Annotated in this window: 17 protein-coding genes; 9 read left to right on the top strand and 8 right to left on the bottom strand. The window is 62.2% G+C overall.

What is annotated here, in order from left to right; genetic code table 11:
* From KF827_RS08105 to KF827_RS08095, 3 genes are all read left to right on the top strand, one after another.
* A partial coding sequence (locus KF827_RS08105) for an ABC transporter substrate-binding protein (protein ID WP_291003153.1) occupies positions 1 to 1,236 on the top strand: 1,236 nt, incomplete at its 5' end.
* Positions 1,237 to 1,303: 67 nt separating this feature from the next.
* Positions 1,304 to 2,296 (top strand): ABC transporter permease, encoded by a 993-nt coding sequence (locus KF827_RS08100; RefSeq protein WP_291003150.1) that lies wholly within the window; start codon positions 1,304 to 1,306, stop codon positions 2,294 to 2,296.
* The gene (locus tag KF827_RS08095) at positions 2,293 to 3,234 is read left to right on the top strand and encodes an ABC transporter permease (RefSeq protein WP_291003148.1); all 942 of its coding nucleotides are present in this window, start codon (positions 2,293 to 2,295) and stop codon (positions 3,232 to 3,234) included. The genes KF827_RS08100 and KF827_RS08095 overlap by 4 nt, the downstream gene beginning before the upstream one ends.
* A gap of 106 nt (positions 3,235 to 3,340) precedes the next feature.
* Here KF827_RS08095 and KF827_RS08090 read toward each other — a convergent pair whose 3' ends face one another.
* The 6 genes from KF827_RS08090 to KF827_RS08065 all read right to left on the bottom strand — a co-directional run bounded on the left by KF827_RS08090 (position 3,341) and on the right by KF827_RS08065 (position 8,115).
* On the bottom strand, positions 3,341 to 4,507 hold the full coding sequence (locus tag KF827_RS08090; RefSeq protein ID WP_291003145.1) for a GNAT family N-acetyltransferase: 1,167 nt from the start codon (positions 4,505 to 4,507) through the stop codon (positions 3,341 to 3,343).
* Positions 4,504 to 5,253: a glycerophosphodiester phosphodiesterase gene (locus tag KF827_RS08085; protein WP_291003142.1), complete on the bottom strand. Its 750-nt coding sequence runs from the start codon at positions 5,251 to 5,253 to the stop codon at positions 4,504 to 4,506. The genes KF827_RS08090 and KF827_RS08085 overlap by 4 nt, the downstream gene beginning before the upstream one ends.
* A gap of 14 nt (positions 5,254 to 5,267) precedes the next feature.
* Positions 5,268 to 5,735, bottom strand: coding sequence for a RidA family protein (locus tag KF827_RS08080; RefSeq protein WP_291003139.1), 468 nt, complete (start codon positions 5,733 to 5,735; stop codon positions 5,268 to 5,270).
* Positions 5,736 to 5,754: 19 nt separating this feature from the next.
* Entirely contained in the window at positions 5,755 to 6,222 is a 468-nt protein-coding gene (locus tag KF827_RS08075) for a RidA family protein (protein ID WP_291003137.1), read from the bottom strand.
* 58 nt (positions 6,223 to 6,280) lie between these two features.
* Positions 6,281 to 7,036 (bottom strand): GGDEF domain-containing protein, encoded by a 756-nt coding sequence (locus KF827_RS08070; protein ID WP_291003135.1) that lies wholly within the window; start codon positions 7,034 to 7,036, stop codon positions 6,281 to 6,283.
* A 110-nt stretch (positions 7,037 to 7,146) separates the two neighbouring features.
* Complete coding sequence (locus KF827_RS08065; RefSeq protein ID WP_291003133.1) at positions 7,147 to 8,115, bottom strand: D-glycerate dehydrogenase; 969 nt, start codon at positions 8,113 to 8,115, stop codon at positions 7,147 to 7,149.
* Between the two features lie 115 nt (positions 8,116 to 8,230).
* Between KF827_RS08065 and KF827_RS08060 the strand changes: the two genes are divergently transcribed.
* Positions 8,231 to 9,136: a DUF1849 family protein gene (locus KF827_RS08060; RefSeq protein ID WP_291003130.1), complete on the top strand. Its 906-nt coding sequence runs from the start codon at positions 8,231 to 8,233 to the stop codon at positions 9,134 to 9,136.
* Positions 9,137 to 9,140: 4 nt separating this feature from the next.
* Here the strand turns inward: KF827_RS08060 and KF827_RS08055 are convergent, their stop codons facing one another.
* Positions 9,141 to 9,926 (bottom strand): SDR family oxidoreductase, encoded by a 786-nt coding sequence (locus tag KF827_RS08055; RefSeq protein WP_291003128.1) that lies wholly within the window; start codon positions 9,924 to 9,926, stop codon positions 9,141 to 9,143.
* 67 nt (positions 9,927 to 9,993) lie between these two features.
* On the opposite strand from KF827_RS08055, the gene KF827_RS08050 reads away from it, so the two are divergent.
* The 3 genes from KF827_RS08050 to KF827_RS08040 all read left to right on the top strand — a co-directional run bounded on the left by KF827_RS08050 (position 9,994) and on the right by KF827_RS08040 (position 12,383).
* The gene (locus KF827_RS08050; protein ID WP_291003126.1) at positions 9,994 to 10,437 is read left to right on the top strand and encodes a helix-turn-helix domain-containing protein; all 444 of its coding nucleotides are present in this window, start codon (positions 9,994 to 9,996) and stop codon (positions 10,435 to 10,437) included.
* Between the two features lie 124 nt (positions 10,438 to 10,561).
* Positions 10,562 to 11,326, top strand: a complete 765-nt coding sequence (locus tag KF827_RS08045; RefSeq protein ID WP_291003124.1) for a GntR family transcriptional regulator — start codon at positions 10,562 to 10,564, stop codon at positions 11,324 to 11,326.
* 76 nt (positions 11,327 to 11,402) lie between these two features.
* The gene (locus KF827_RS08040) at positions 11,403 to 12,383 is read left to right on the top strand and encodes a sialic acid TRAP transporter substrate-binding protein SiaP (protein ID WP_291003121.1); all 981 of its coding nucleotides are present in this window, start codon (positions 11,403 to 11,405) and stop codon (positions 12,381 to 12,383) included.
* Between the two features lie 18 nt (positions 12,384 to 12,401).
* Here KF827_RS08040 and KF827_RS08035 read toward each other — a convergent pair whose 3' ends face one another.
* Positions 12,402 to 13,511 carry a mandelate racemase/muconate lactonizing enzyme family protein gene (locus KF827_RS08035; RefSeq protein WP_291003119.1) on the bottom strand — a complete coding sequence of 370 codons (1,110 nt, stop codon included), beginning with the start codon at positions 13,509 to 13,511 and terminating at the stop codon, positions 12,402 to 12,404.
* Between the two features lie 65 nt (positions 13,512 to 13,576).
* Here KF827_RS08035 and KF827_RS08030 point away from each other — a divergent pair, with 65 nt between their 5' ends.
* The gene (locus KF827_RS08030) at positions 13,577 to 14,125 is read left to right on the top strand and encodes a TRAP transporter small permease (protein ID WP_291003117.1); all 549 of its coding nucleotides are present in this window, start codon (positions 13,577 to 13,579) and stop codon (positions 14,123 to 14,125) included.
* A 24-nt stretch (positions 14,126 to 14,149) separates the two neighbouring features.
* Positions 14,150 to 15,424, top strand: a complete 1,275-nt coding sequence (locus KF827_RS08025; protein WP_291003115.1) for a TRAP transporter large permease — start codon at positions 14,150 to 14,152, stop codon at positions 15,422 to 15,424.
* Positions 15,425 to 15,429 lie beyond the last annotated feature (5 nt).

Below are 15,429 nucleotides of genomic sequence, written 5' to 3'. Positions count from 1 at the left end.
AATTCGGATTTCAAGACCTATATCGCGTCGGTCACCGATGTGAAGGCGGTCGACAAATACACCGTGCATGTGGTTACCGCCGCAGCCAATCCGATCCTGCCCAACCAGATCGCCAATATCTTCATTCTGTCCAAGAGCTGGGCGGAGAAGAACAATGTGCTGAATCCGCAAAGCTATAAGGACAAGGAAGAAACCTATGCCGTGCGCAATGCCAACGGCACCGGCCCCTTCACCTTGAAGCTGCGCGAGCAGGATGTCCGCACCGTCACCGCCAAGAACCCGACCTGGTGGGGCCTGAAAGACAACCCGCATAACATCGACGAAATCGTCTACACCCCGGTGACCACCCCGGCCACCCGCGTGGCGGCTCTGCTGTCTGGCCAGCTCGACTTCGTGCTCGACGTGCCGGTGCAGGACGTGGCGCGTGTCAGCCAGGCACCCGGCCTGCAGGTGAAGAAGACCAACGAAATCCGGTCGATCTTCCTCGGTCTCGATGTCGGCAGCCCCGAGCTGAAATATTCCGACGTGAAGGGCAAGAACCCACTGGCCGACAAGCGCGTGCGCCAGGCCATGTATCATGCCATCGACATGGAGGCGATCCGCTCCAAGGTGCTGCGCGGCGATGCCGTGGTGGCGGGCATGATCACCTCGCCGGGCGTGCATGGCTACGACAAAGCGATCGACAAGCGTCTGCCTTATGACGTGGCGAAGGCCAAGTCGCTGCTCGCGGCGGCCGGCTATCCCAACGGCTTCGGCATCACCTTGGATTGCTCCAACGACCGCTATGTGAACGATGAGCAGGTTTGCCAGGCCGTGGTTGGCATGCTGGCCCAGGCCGGCATCAAGGTGGATCTGGCGGCGCGGTCGAAGACCCTGCATTTCCCTAAGCTGCAGAAGAAGGATACCAGCTTCTTCCTGCTCGGTTGGGGCGTGCCCACCTTCGACAGCCACTACGTGTTCTCGTATCTGGTGCAGACCCCGGACGGCAAGAACGGCTCCTGGAACTTCACCAACTACTCGAACCCGAAGCTGGATGGCATGATCAACGGCATGCTTTCCGAGCTTGACGTGGCCAAGCGCGACAAGCTGATCCGCGACACCTGGGATATCGTCAATGACGAGGTGATCTATCTGCCGCTGCATCACCAAGTGCTGAACTGGGCGATGAGCGAGAAGGTGGATCTGCCGATCATCGCCGACAACGTGCCGCGCTTCCACTTCGCCAAGCTGAAGTAAGGCGTACCGGCGCCGCGCGGCCAATCCTCGTGATTGTACGCCGCGCGGCGCCGATCTATTCTGCCCCATGCTCGGTTACATTATCGGACGCATAGCGCAGGCGCTTGCCGTGATGTTCGCGGTGGCGCTTGTGGCGTTTGCGCTGTTCAACTATGTCGGCGATCCGATCAACAACATGGTCGGGCAGGACGCCACCACCATCGACCGCCAGCAATTGCGCGATCAATTGGGGTTGGACGATCCCGCCATCGTGCAATTCGGCCGTTTCGTCGCCAATGCCGCCCAGGGCAATTTCGGCCTGTCCTACCGGCTCAAGCGCCCGGTCAATGTGCTGATCCGCGAACGCCTGCCGGCCACGCTGGAACTGGTTGCCATCTCCGCCATTCTCGCGCTTGCCATCGGCGTGCCGCTGGGCGTTTATACCGCCCTGCGCCGCGATAGTTGGCTCAGCCGCGCGGCACTCACGCTGTCGCTGGTCGGCGTGTCGCTGCCCACCTTCGTGATTGGCATCGGCCTGATCTATTTCTTCTCCGTGCACCTCAACCTGCTGCCCAGCTTCGGGCGCGGGCAAACCGTGGCGATAGGCTGGTGGCAGACCGGGTTGCTCACCAAATCCGGCTGGGCCGCCATCATCATGCCCTCCATCACGCTTTGCCTGTATCAGCTTACCCTGGTGCTGCGCCTGGTGCGGTCCGAAATGCTGGAGGTGCTGCGCACGGATTACATCAAATTCGCCCGCGCGCGTGGCCTGACCAATCGTATCGTGCATTTCCGCCATGCGCTGAAAAACACCCTGATGCCGGTGGTCACGGTGATCGGTCTGCAGGTCGGCGGGCTGATCGCATTCTCCATCGTCACCGAAACCGTATTTCAATGGCCGGGCATGGGCCTGCTTTTCATCCAGGCGGTCAGCTTTGCCGATATTCCGGTGATGGCGGCTTACCTGGTGATGGTGGGGTTGATGTTCGTGGTGCTCAATCTGGCCGTGGATCTGATTTATTTCTTCATCGATCCGCGCCTGCGGGCAGATCGCGGCACGGCGGCGGGGAAGGCCACATGAGCAACGCCGCACAACCCAATCTGCTGGTCGATACCCTGCGCCGCTGGCGCGACAGCGACCTGTTCCATTCCTTCACCCGCTCGCCGCTGGTGGTGATCGCCGCCACGGTGGCGTTGGTGATGATCCTGGCTGCGGTCTTCGCGCCCTGGGTGGCGCCGTTCAATCCCTTCGATACTGGCGGGTTGAAACTGATGGAAGCCAATACGCCGCCGGCCTGGGTGAAAGACGGCATGCCGAAATTCCTGCTGGGCACCGACGAACAGGGCCGCGATCTGCTGTCGGCCATCCTCTATGGCAGCCGGATTTCCTTGCTGGTCGGATTTTCCGCCATCGCCTTCGCCGCTATTTTCGGCACGCTGCTGGGTGTGCTGTGCGGCTATCGGGGCGGCCTGCTGGATGTGGCGGTGATGCGCATCGCCGATATCCAGCTCACCATCCCCAGCATCCTGATCGCGCTGATGATCGATGGCGTGGCGCGCACCGCCTTGCCGCGCGAATTGCATAACGAAGTGGCGATTTTCGTGCTGATCTTCGCCATCGGCATCGCCGATTGGCCGCAATTCGCCCGCGTGGCGCGCTCTGCCGCGCTGGTCGAACGCAGCAAGGATTATGTGGCCGCCGCCCGCGTGATCGGCCGCTCGCCCTGGTCCATCGTGGTGCGCCATGTACTGCCCAACACGCTGGGGCCGGTGTTGGTGCTGGCCACTGTGGGCCTGGCACTTGCCATCCTCTCGGAAGCCACGCTCAGCTTTCTCGGCGTCGGTGTGCCGCCCACGCAGCCTTCGCTGGGCACCCTGATCCGCGTCGGCCAGAGCTTCCTGTTCTCCGGCGAATGGTGGTGCGTGCTGTTTCCGGCACTCACCCTGGTGCTGCTGGTGCTGGCGGTGAATGTGCTGGGCGACTGGCTGCGCGATGCCCTCAATCCGAAATTGCGATAACCTTTTATGCGTCATGCCGGCATTTGTTGCGGGCATCCATGGTTCGGCATCGCGGCTATATCGGGCATGGTCCGTCGCAACAAGTGCGGTGGTGGCGATTTAGGCGTTACTCCGTTTCCGGCTCGGCCTCGGTCTGCCGGAAGGGCGAATGGGCATCCAGCGCCTCGATCAGCCCCAACATGTGATCGCGTTCTTCATTGAGGTAATTGGCCACGGCGCGGCGGAAGCCGGGGTCGGTGATCCAATGGGCGGAATGGATCGGCGCCGGCAGATAGCCGCGCGCCAGCTTGTGTTCGCCCTGGGCGCCGGCTTCCACGCGGGCAAGGCCATGCTCTATCGCATGCTCGATGGCCTGGTAATAGCAGCATTCGAAATGCAGGAAGGGGTGATGTTCGATGCAGCCCCAGTTGCGGCCGAACAATGTGTCGCTACCCAGCATGTTCCAGGCACCGGCAATCCATTGCCCGTTACGCCGCGCCATCACCAGCAGGATTTTGTCTGCCATGGTTTCATGCAGGCGGGTGAAGAAATCGCGGTTCAGATAGGGCCGGCCCCATTTGCGGCTGCCGGTATCCATGTAGAAATCGTAGAATGCATCCCAATGCGCGGGCGTCAGGTCGTTGCCGCTCAGCCGCAGAATTTCTATGCCTGGCGCCGCCGCCTCGCGTCGTTCGCGCTTGATCGCCTTGCGCTTGCGCGAGGCCAGGGCGGCCAGGAAATCCTCGAAATCGCCATAGCCATCGTTATGCCAGTGGAATTGTTCGCCCAGGCGTGGCAGCAGGCCCTGGGCCACGGCAAAATCGTTTTCCTCAGGCGTGAGGAAATTCAGGTGCAGCGAAGAAATGCCATGGCGTTCGGCAAGCGCCAGCGCACCGCCCAGCAATGCAGCGCGCACCGCCTGTGCATCCGCATCGGGATGGCAGAGCAGGCGCGGGCCGGTTACCGGCGAGAATGGCACGGCGCAGAGCAGCTTGGGATAATAGCGGCCGCCGGCCCGTTCATAGGCTTCGGCCCAGCCATGATCGAAGATATATTCACCCTGGCTGTGGCCCTTGAAATAAAGCGGCATACAGCCCAGCACGGCGCCGCTATCGTTTGCGGCCACCAGATGAGTGGGTTGCCAGCCTTGGCGCGGCGTAACGCAGCCAGCCTGTTCAAGGGCATTCAGAAAGGCATGGGCCACGAAAGGGTTGTCGTCGCCCGCGCAGGCATCCCATTCCGCCGCTGCTATCTCGGCGATGGTTTTCAGCACGCGGATGGAAAGCCCGCTCACGCCGCTGAAAGCTCCTCGAAGATCACGTTATCGGCATGGGCGCCGGCGCGGGCGCGTTGTTCCTTGCTGCGGATGGTCCAGGAAATCACCGGCAAGCCGCGCGCGCGATAGGCGGCGGTGAGCGGCGAGGGCAGGTCGTTCACGTCGTAGGCCAGAAACATCGGCTCGCCATGGAAATTGAAAAGCATCCAGCGCAGCACGCGGCGCTGCAGCCAGTTCAGGTTCTTGCCCATGTCGCTCAAATGGCAGGCAATCTGGCCGCGCGGCAGATGCGGTGCGTGATGCCGGAACCATTTGACCGTGCGCGGGCTGAAACTCTGCACCGCCACCGGCCCGGGATAATGCGCCAGCATGTTGGCCACGGCCTGTTCAAGCTGGCCGGCGGATTCGGCATTGTCTTTCTTGATTTCCACCAGCAGCGGCACGCGGCCATTCACCAGGTCCAGCACGTCATGCAGCGAAGGCACGGTTTCCTCGGTGCCCAGCAGCTTCTGCTTTTTCAGTTCGGTCAGGCTGAGATAGCGCACGATGCCGGGTTTGCCGCAAAGCCGGTCCAGTTGCGGATCGTGAAACACCACCACCTGGCCATCGCCGGTGATGCGCACATCCAGCTCGATGGCATAGCCGCCTTCGATCGCTTTGCTGAAGGCGAGGCGGGAATTCTCTGGCACGCCCTTGGCGATATCGTGCAATCCACGATGCGCCACCGGCGTTTTGGTCAGCCATTTCGGTGTGGGATCACTCATGATGCGCTACTCGATCAGCTATGCAGCAGAAACAGGGCGTCGGCTTCGGTGGAGATATTGATCGGCAGCGAAGGCGCCGCAATCGCGCTGCGCACCGGGCGGCCGATATCGCCCAACACTTCCACCAATTGATCCGTCACGCCATCGGCCACGCGATGGGCGTCGGTGAAATCCGGCTGGGCATTCACCAGCACGAATACCTTGAGGCAACCGGCGATCCGGTCCAGGTCGCCATCCAGCGCCTCGGCCGCCTGGGCCAGCAGGTTCAGGCCGGTGAGGCGGGCGGCCTTGATCCCATCCTCCAGGCTGAGCGCGTTTCCCACCTTGCCGGAATAGCGCACGGTTTTGTCCCAGGTCGGCCCCATGCCGGCCACCCATAATTCGCGGCCCTGCCGGCGCCAGCCGATATAGTTTGCCACCGGCTGGTAAACCGGTGGCAAGGTCAGGCCAAGTTCGGCCAGGCGCGCGGCTATCCGCCCCATGATTCAGACCGTCTCGGGTTCAAACCAATTCAAAGATGGCATCCACTTCCACGGCCACGCCGCGCGGCAGCGATACGGCGCCCACCGCAAAGCGGGCATGTTTGCCGGCATCGCCAAACACCTGCACCATCAAATCCGAGGCGCCGTTCACCACCACCGGATGCTGGATGAAATCCGGCGTGCAATTGACGAAGCCGCCCAGCTTCAGCACCTGCTTGATATTGTCGAGCGAACCACCGGCGGCATGGCGGGCCTGGGCGATCAGATTCAGGCCACAAAGCCGGGCGGCTTCCACGCCCTGGGCCACTTCCATGTCGGCACCCAGCTTGCCCAGATATTTCAATTCGCCATTCCACAGCGTGATCTGGCCGGCCACATACAGGGTTTTGCCGCTGATCGTGTAAGGCACGTAATTGGCGGCCGGGGCGGCGGGGTTGGGCAATTCGATATTCAGCGCCTTCAGGCGCGCTTCATGGCTGGTGGTCACGGACAAAACCCTTCTGCTTGATACGAGAAGGGTATCTAGCCCCAAGCGGCTGGCCGGATCAACCGAGCCGCTTGCTTTGTTTGTGGCGATACATCGCGTCGTCGCTGTCTCGCAACAGGGCCGGCAGGTCGCTGTCTGCGTCATACGGGGCGAGGCCGAAGCTCACGCCAAGCTCTATACGTGTCTTGCCCCAAAGCAGGGGCTCGGAAGCCACGGTGTTGCACAATTCGTTCATGCGCTGGCGGGCCAGTACCAGCGGGATGCCCGGCAGGCAGATGGCGAATTCGTCGCCATGCAGGCGACCGGCATAATCGGTGGTCCGGGCGCTTTGGCGCAGCAGGCGCGCCACATGGATCAGGCAGGCATCGCCGGCGGCATGGCCGTGGCGGTCGTTGATGCCCTTGAAATCGTCGAGGTCGAGAAAGCCCAGCACGCCGGAACCTTTGTGCCGGCGGGCATGGGCCAATTCGCGCTGCATATGGGATTCGAAGGCGCGGCGATTGGGCAGGCCGGTCAGTTCGTCGGAGCCGCACAGCGCCTCAAGCTCGGCGATGCGGCGTGCCTGGTCGGCCATGCGCTGTTCGCTTTCGGCCGCCACGTCCAGGATCTGATCCAGCAATTCCATCCGTTGCGGGCTGGTATCCCGGCGCAAGGCCAGGCGCAGGCGCAACACCAGGCTGGCAAAGCCGGGGCGCGCATCCTCGGGCAGCGGGCTGCCAAAGGCCGGCACACGGGTGGTGGCCCAGCTGGGCAGCTGGGCCTGCTGGTCCTGGTCGTTGGCGGCAAAGCGCCGGCTGGAAAGGGCGATGGTCATGGTGATACCCGAACAAACCTGTTTCACAGGTATCGTAGCAACCCCCGTGCCAATCAATATTTATCGGTTTTCCGGCTTTTCGACAGATTTCGCCCCGGCAAATTCTGCCGCTACCACAGCGGATTGGGCGCTGCTCGGCCGGCCAGCACGGCATCGATATTGTCTAGCGCCGTAAAGCCCATGGCATCCCGGGTCTCGATGGTGGCGCTGCCCAGATGCGGCAGCAGCAGGGTGTTGGGCAGCCCGGCATAGCCCGGATGCAGAGCGGGTTCGTTGGCAAACACATCCAGCCCGGCGGCGCGCACCCGGCCGCTTTGCAGGGCGGCGATCAGGTCGTCGTCCACCACCAGGTCGCCGCGTGCGGTATTCACCACGATGGCGCCTTCCGGCAGCAGGGCGATGCGTTCGCTGTTCAGAAAGCCGCGTGTTGCCGGGCTGGACGGGGCGTTCAGGCAGAGGAAGTCGCTCACTCGCAGCAGGCTTTCCGGGCTGGCATGATACTCCGCCCCGGCTTCCTGCTCCGGCGCCAGGCGGCTGCGGTTGTGGTAATGGATTCGCATACCGAAAGCCCGGGCACGCTGCGCCACTGCCTGGCCGATCCGGCCCATGCCGAAGATGCCCAGCCTTTTGCCGCCCGGCTGCACACCCAGCAGCATCATTGTATGCCAGCCTTTCCACTCGCCCGCGCGCACCAGCCGGTCGCCCTCATAGGCCCGGCGGGCCGCACCCAGCAGCAGCAGCATGGCGATATCGGCGGTGCTGTCGGTCAGCACATCCGGGGTGTTGGTGGCCATGATGCCGCGTGCCTTGCAGGCCGCTACGTCGATATGGTCGTAACCCACCGAGAAGGTGGCCACCGCCTTCAGGCTGTCCGGCAATTGCGCCAGCAGGGTCTCGTCCACCTTTTCGCTGGTGCAGACCAGCAATGCGGCCACCTTGCCGTTGTGGGCGCGTTCGCGCAGTTCCTGCGGGGTCAGGATGCGGTCGTCCGGATTGTCGATCACGTCGTAGCTGGCGCGGGCGCGGGCTTCCACCTGGGGCGGCAGGCGGCGGGTAAGCAGAATCGATTGTCTTGCCATCTCGGGAGTTTTTTCCGTTATTTTTCAACAATACAAGCGGATGTTTGTTGCGTCCGCCTGGGGTGCGGATATTGTGAGGGTGTGTTCCCCGCTCGGCAAGGGATTCGGTCGCGGTATGCGTCGCATGGTAGGCGTTCTGAGTTTCCTGGCTGGCATGCTGCCCGGCCTGGTAGTCGGCTTGACTCTCGGATTGCCCGGCAACCCCACGCTGGCTGCCAACGATGCCAGTTCGGCTTCTGGCCCGGCTTCCGCGATCCGCGCCGAGATCGGCCGCAATCTGGCCTCGCATCGCGCGGTTTATGCACTCTCCATCGCCCGCCATGATGTGCGCAACTACCGCCAGGGCGTGAGCGGCGCGCTGAGCCTGGAATTCCTCAATAGCTGCGAAGGCTATGTGCTGAACCAGCGCTTTCTCCTCGAGGTCAATACCGAGGATGGCGGGCAGGTCACCGACATGACACTCGGTTCCTTCGAGAGCCGCGATGGCAAGCGGTTCCAGTTCCGCATGCGTGAGCAGGTGGATGGCGACGACGAAGAGGAATTGGTGGGCGAGGGCAGGGTGGCGGCCAATGGCGGCAAGATCAACTTCAGCCAGCCCGACGACAACGAATTGCTGCTGCCGCCCGGCGCGATGTTTCCCACCGAACATACCATCCGGCTGATCGAGGCCGCCCGTGCCGGCGTGAATACGCTGCAGGCCGATGTGTTCGATGGCTCGTCGGTGGATGGCTATGCGGCGATCGGCGGTTTTATCGGCCGCACCCGCACCGCGCCGGCTGAAGGCCAGCCCGGTGTGGATGGCCGGGCCGATGGTCCGGCAAAGCCGCTGGCCGGCCTGCGCTACTGGCAGGTCCGGCTGGGCTATTTCAACTCCGCCAAGAAAAGCGACGTGCCGGATTACGAGATCGCCTTCCGCCTGTTCGAGAATGGCGTATCCGACGATATCGTGTTCGATTACGGCGACTATGCCATCCGCGCTACCCTGCAGCATCTGGAGATGCTGCCTAAGGATGGCTGCTAGCCATTCATCGATAGCGCGGCGCCACCTGGCTTTTTGAAAGATTCGGCGCCATGGCGGCGCGGGCCTGCAGCATGGCGGTGAACTGGCTTTCGTCATGCAGCGGCGGAATCGTGATGGCTTCCTTGCGGTCGAAGCCCACAAGCGCGGCATCCACCAGATCGTCCACTTCCATCAGGAAGCCTTCGGGAAAGCTGTTCGGGTCGCGCCCGGCCTTTTCCCAGATTTCCGTGCGGGTGGCGCCCGGCAGCACCGCCTGCACATAAACGCCCTTATCTTTCAGTTGCGCCGCCATCGCCTGGCTGAGATTGAGCAGATATGCCTTGGTGCCGCTATAAACCCCTTCGAACATTTCCGGCACCAGGGCGAGCACTGAAGAAATATTGATGATGGCGCCATCGCCCTTGGCGAGGAAAGCCTTGCCGGCTGCCGCAGCCAGGCGGGTGGGGGCGGTTACGTTGAGTGCGACGATGCGCGACAATTCGGCACTGCCGTTTTCCAGGATGCTGCCCTGCAACGCCATGCCGGCATTATTGATCAGCAGCGTAATGTCGCTTTTCGCCAATCTGGCTTCGATCTGGGCCAGCGCGGCTTCCTGCGTCAGGTCGGCGGCGATGATTTCAATGCTCACATCCGCCTGTTTGCGGATCCTGGCGGCCACGGCGTCCAGGCGCCCTGCATCTCTGGCGACCAGTACGAGGTTGTATCCGCGTTTGGCCAGGCGATCGGCATAAACCGCGCCGATCCCGGTGGATGCGCCGGTGACGAGGGCGGTGCTCTTGGGGTTGCTCATGGGGTGCTCCATCAGTGGGGAAGAATATGTTACTTGCAAAATGATAGTAACTATGTACCATAAGGCAATGGATGCTGAAAAATTTTCCCAAGGAACCTGCCCCGTCGCCCGCGCCTTGCTGCGGGTTGGCGATGCGTGGAGCATGATGATCCTGCGCGATGCCGGCTATGGCGCGCGCCGCTTCGATCAGTTCCGCACCAGCCTTGGCATTGCGCCGAATATTCTTACGCGCCGCCTGGCAGCCCTGACCAAACATGGCCTGCTGGAAAAGCGGCGCTATTCAGATCGTCCGCCGCGCGATGAATATGTGCTGACGGCTAAGGGCCGCGATTTCCTGCCGATCCTGGCCGCAATAGGCGCCTGGGGCCGGCGCCATCATGGCGAGGGCGGCACAAGCTATCTCGCCGATGCCAATACCGGTGTGGCGCTCGAGCCCATCGTGGTGGATAAGGTATCCGGCCGGCCGCTGGCGCAAATCCGGTCCAAACTGGTCCTGCCAAGTACCGATTGAGGCCCGGCCTCATCCCTTTCACGTTGTGCGGTTCCGGCTTGCGCCAGGAAGGGTGGTTGACTCGGCTTTGCGCAACTCATATCTTACATGCAAGATATGTCAGAAGAACCGTCCGGGGAGGGACATGGCGAGCGAGGCACGCATGGCGGCCTTCGACGCTGAGGCTTGGCGCCGCAGTCTGGCCACGCGCGCCACGGCGGCGGCCCAGGTGCATGAGCGGCTGCGTGACGACATCCTGGCCCTGGCGCTGCCGCCGGGCGTGGCGCTTTCCGAAAACGATCTGGCCCGGCATTTCGGCGTAAGCCGCACGCCTGTGCGTGAAGCCTTGCTGCGCCTTGCCGATGAAGACCTGGTGGAGATCGTGCCGAAATCCGGCAGCCGTGTGAGCCGCATTCCGGTGGGCAAGCTGATGGAAGCCATCGTGGTGCGCCGGGCGCTGGAGGAGGTGGCGGTGCGCCAGGCCGCCGAACGCGCCAGCCGCAGCCAGCTTACCGGCCTGCGTGCCATTCTGGAGCGTCAGCGCGAGGCGGAGGCCGCCGGTGATCATGAGGCTTTCCATCATGCCGACGAAGCCTTTCATGCCGCGATTGCCGAGGCTGCGGGCTATCCCGGCCTGTGGGCGCTGGTGCGGCAGGTGAAATTCCAGGTCGACCGGTTGCGCCGCCTGACCCTGCCTTTTCCCGGCCGTATCGGCCGCGCCATCGAGGAACATGCTGCCGTGGCCGAGGCGCTGGAACGCCATGATGCGGCAGCCGCGCTGGCGGCGATGAATTTCCATCTTGGCGGCCTGGAAGCCAGCCTGCCGGATCTGCGCCAGCAGAATCCCGATTATTTCATCCTCGAACATGCGCAGGCTGAGTTTCTGGCCGGCGAGGGGGTGAGAGCGTAACCGCGCCCCGGGCATCAGGGACAATCGTATAAACGCAAGCCTTCTCGACAAGGCGAAAACAAGTGGGAGGAATACCATGCATAAGACCGCGTTATTTGCCGCCACGATCCTGGCTGCCGGCGCCTTTGCCGTGCTGCCGGCTGCTGCCCAGACCAAACTGAAATGGGCGCATGTCTATGAAACGCCCGAGCCCTATCACACCGAGGCGCTGTGGGCGGCGCAGGAAATCGCCAAGCGCACCAACAACAAGTATCAGATCGAGGTGTTTCCGGCCTCGCAGCTTGGCAATGAAAACCAGATCAACGAGGCGCTGACGCTCGGCACCGTGGACATCATCTATACCGGCGTGGCCTTTGCCGGCTCGATCCACAAGCCGATAGCGATTTCCAATGCACCGTTCATCCTGCGCGACTTCAATCACTGGAAAGCCTATCGCGATTCCAAGCTGTTCACCGATATCGCTTCGGGCTACGAACAGAAGACCAAGCATAAGGTGACGGCGCTGACCTATTACGGCCAGCGGCATCTCACCGCCAACAAGGCGATCAACAAGCCGGAAGACATGAAGGGCATGAAGCTGCGCGTGCCGCCGGCGCCGCTGTTTCTGATGTTCACCAAGTCGGTGGGCGCCAATGCCACGCCGATTGCCTTCGCCGAAGTGTATCTCGCCTTGCAGCAGAAGACCGTGGACGGCCAGGAAAATCCGCTGCCCACCATCATGGCGAAGAAGTTCTATGAAGTGCAGAGCCATATCATGCTGTCGGGCCATATCACCGAAAGCCTGCTCAGCATCGTTGGCGGCCATGTCTGGAACAAGCTGAATGCCGACGAGAAGAAGGCGTTCGACGAGGTGCTGAAACAGGCGGCCAGCCGTGCCACCGATGCCATCCGCGCCTCCGAACAGAAGCTGGCCGAGGAATTCCGCAAGCTCGGCAAGACCGTGGTGGACGTGGATCGCGGGCCGTTCATCGCCGCCGCCCAGCCGCTGCATAACGATGCATCAGCCGGCGCCGGTTGGAGCAAGGCGGAATACGACGCCTTGCTGGCCCTCAAGTAAGCAGATGGTTGCCGACCTTCACGCCTTCAGAACGATAGGCGTGAAGGCTTGGCGGCGGGCGATGGCCTCGGCATCCCAGGCGATGCCCAGACCAGGCTGATCGGACGGCACCGCCTTGCCATCGCGCACGATCATGCGGCTGGTGGTTATGTCGTCCAACTGCGGAATCCATTCAACCCAAGCTGCATTCGGCACAGCGGCACAGAGCGAGACATGCAACTCCATCAAAAAATGCGGACAGATCGCCATGTTGAAGGTTTCGCCCAGATGCGCCACCTTCAGCCACGGCGTTATGCCGCCGATGCGCGCCACATCGGCCTGCATGATGGAGCAGGCGCCGCGCTGGGCGTATTCGCGGAAAATGCTGGGGTGATAGATCGATTCACCCACCGCAACCGGCAGGCTGGTGCTGGCGCAAAGTCGCGCATGGCCGTCGATATCCTCGGCAGGCAGCGGTTCCTCGAACCATGCCAGGTCCAGCGGTTCATACAGCCGTGCACGGCGGATCGCTTCCGCCACCGTGAAAGCCTGGTTGGCATCCACCATCACATCGAAAGCCGGGCCCACCGCCGCGCGCACGGCGCTCAGGCGTTCGATATCCTCCGCCACATGCGGGCGGCCCACCTTGATTTTCGATCCGCCGAAGCCGGCCGCTTTGGCCGCCAGCGCATCCTCCACCAACGCCGCCTTGTCGATATGCAGCCAGCCGCCCTCGGTGGTGTAGAGCGGCACCGCGCGTTGCGCACCGCCGGCTTCCAGCCAGAGCGGGCGATTGGCGGCCCGGCAGCGCAGATCCCACAACGCGGTGTCGATGGTGGCCAGTGCCAGCGCGGTGATCGCACCCACTGCCGTGGCATGGGTAGCGAAGAACAATTCCTTCCACAGCAATTCGATCTCGCCGGCCTCGCGCCCCAGCAGGCGCGGCGCCAGATGATCGCGCAACAGGCCGATCACCGACGAGCCGCCGGTGCCTATGGTGTAGCTATAGCCGGTGCCCACCAGGCCATCCTGCGTGTGGATGCGCAGCATCGGGGTTTCCTGGGAGATGAAAGCCTGGATCGCATCGGTGCGCTTCACTTTCGGCGCAAGATCCACCTGCAGAATTTCAATACGTTCGATGATCGCCATGCCCGCCTCCCATACGGCTGTTTTGTTGCCGCATGGTGGCGCAAGTTTTTTCGGAGGTAAAGCGGATGTCGCAAGACAACAAGCAGATTGACGAACATCTTATCGAAGTCAGCGACCCGGACGTGAAGATCGAACCCTTTGTGGAGGATGTGATCGGCTTTGTCATTTTCTGGGTGTTGGCAAGCGTAGTGTTCCTGCAATTCTTCTCGCGCTATGTGCTGAATGATTCCTATGCCTGGACCGAGGAGATATCACGCTATCTGTTGATGTGGCTCACCTTCGTTGGCGCCGCCACGGCGATGCGGCGGGGCTCCCATATCGGCGTGGAGGCAATCCAGCATTTCATGCCGTCGCCGCTGGCGCGCCTCAGCCGGCTGGTGATCGATGCGATTACGCTGGGTTTTCTGGCTTGCCTTTGCTGGTTCGGTGTGGCCATCACCGAGCGTATGCAGATACAGACCATGACCGTGATCGAATGGCCGATGAGCATAGTGTATGGCGGTGTTTTCGTCGGCTGTTGCCTGATGCTCTATCGCTATATTCGCGTGGTCTGGGGCAATTACAAGCGCCGTTGGCAACCGGACCCCGACAAGGTGAACCTGCTGATCGATTGATTTGTCTTATTCGGAGTTGCGCGCATGATCCCGTTGTTGATTTTTTTCTTCGTCACCCTGCTGATCGGCGTGCCGATCTTCGTCGCGCTGGGCGGCGCTTCGCTGTTCTATACGCATTTCATGTCGATGATGCCGGATTTCGTGGTGCTGCATCGCATGGCGGGCGGCGTGGATTCCTTTCCGCTGATAGCCGTGCCGTTTTTCATCCTGGCCGGCAATCTGATGAACACCGCCGGCATCACCAACCGCATCTATGATTTCGCGGTTGCGGCGGTAGGCTGGCTGCGCGGCGGGCTTGGGCATGTGAATGTGGTCGGCTCGGTGATTTTCGCCGGCATGTCGGGCACCGCGGTGGCCGATGCCGGCGGGCTTGGCACCATCGAGATCAAGGCGATGCGCGACCATGGATATAATGCCGAATTCGCTGTCGGCATCACGGCGGCGTCTTCCACCGTGGGGCCGATCATTCCCCCCTCGCTGCCAATGGTGATTTTCGGCGTGATGGCCAATGTTTCCATCGGCCAACTATTCGTTGCCGGCATCGTTCCTGGTTTGCTGATGGCAGGCGCGATGATGGTCTACGTTACCTGGTATGCCCATCGCCATGGCATCGGCCGCGACCAGGCGTTCCGCTGGAGCATTCTTGGCCGCTCATTCCTGCGCGCGATTCCAGCCTTGCTCACGCCGGTGATATTGATCGGCGGCATGTCCACCGGCGCTTTCACGCCCACGGAAGCGGCGATTGCCGCCTGCATCTGGGCGTTGATCCTGGGCGTATTCCTCTATCGCTCGCTGAACCTGCGGCAATTCTACCGCATCTCGATGGAAACCATAGAAACCACCGCCAGCGTACTGATCATCGTGGGTGCCGCCTCGCTGTTCGGCTGGGTGCTCACCACAACGCGGATCACCGAGCAGCTTACCGGCGGTCTGCTTGCGATCACCACCGATCCGTTGATGCTGTTGCTGATCATCAACATCATTCTGCTGATTATCGGCTGCTTCATGGAGACGATTGCCGCCATCTCCATCCTGGTGCCGGTTTTCATGCCGGCGATCGAAAAACTTGGGATCGACCCGGTTCAATTCGGCGTGGTGATGGTTCTAAACCTGATGATCGGCCTGCTCACCCCGCCGGTCGGCATGGTTTTGTTCATCCTCAGCCGCATTGCGAAAATCAGCTTCGAGCGCACGGTGATGGCCGTGCTGCCCTTCCTGATCCCGCTGGTGACTGTGCTGCTGCTGATCACCGCGTTTCCGGTGCTGACGCTTTATCTGCCCACGCTCTGGTACAGGTGAGCAGC

Source organism: Ferrovibrio sp., assembly GCF_019636075.1.
Classification (GTDB): Bacteria; Pseudomonadota; Alphaproteobacteria; order Ferrovibrionales; family Ferrovibrionaceae; genus Ferrovibrio.
The sequence above is the reverse complement of the archived record's forward strand: the minus strand, read 5'-3'. Positions and strand labels throughout refer to the sequence as shown.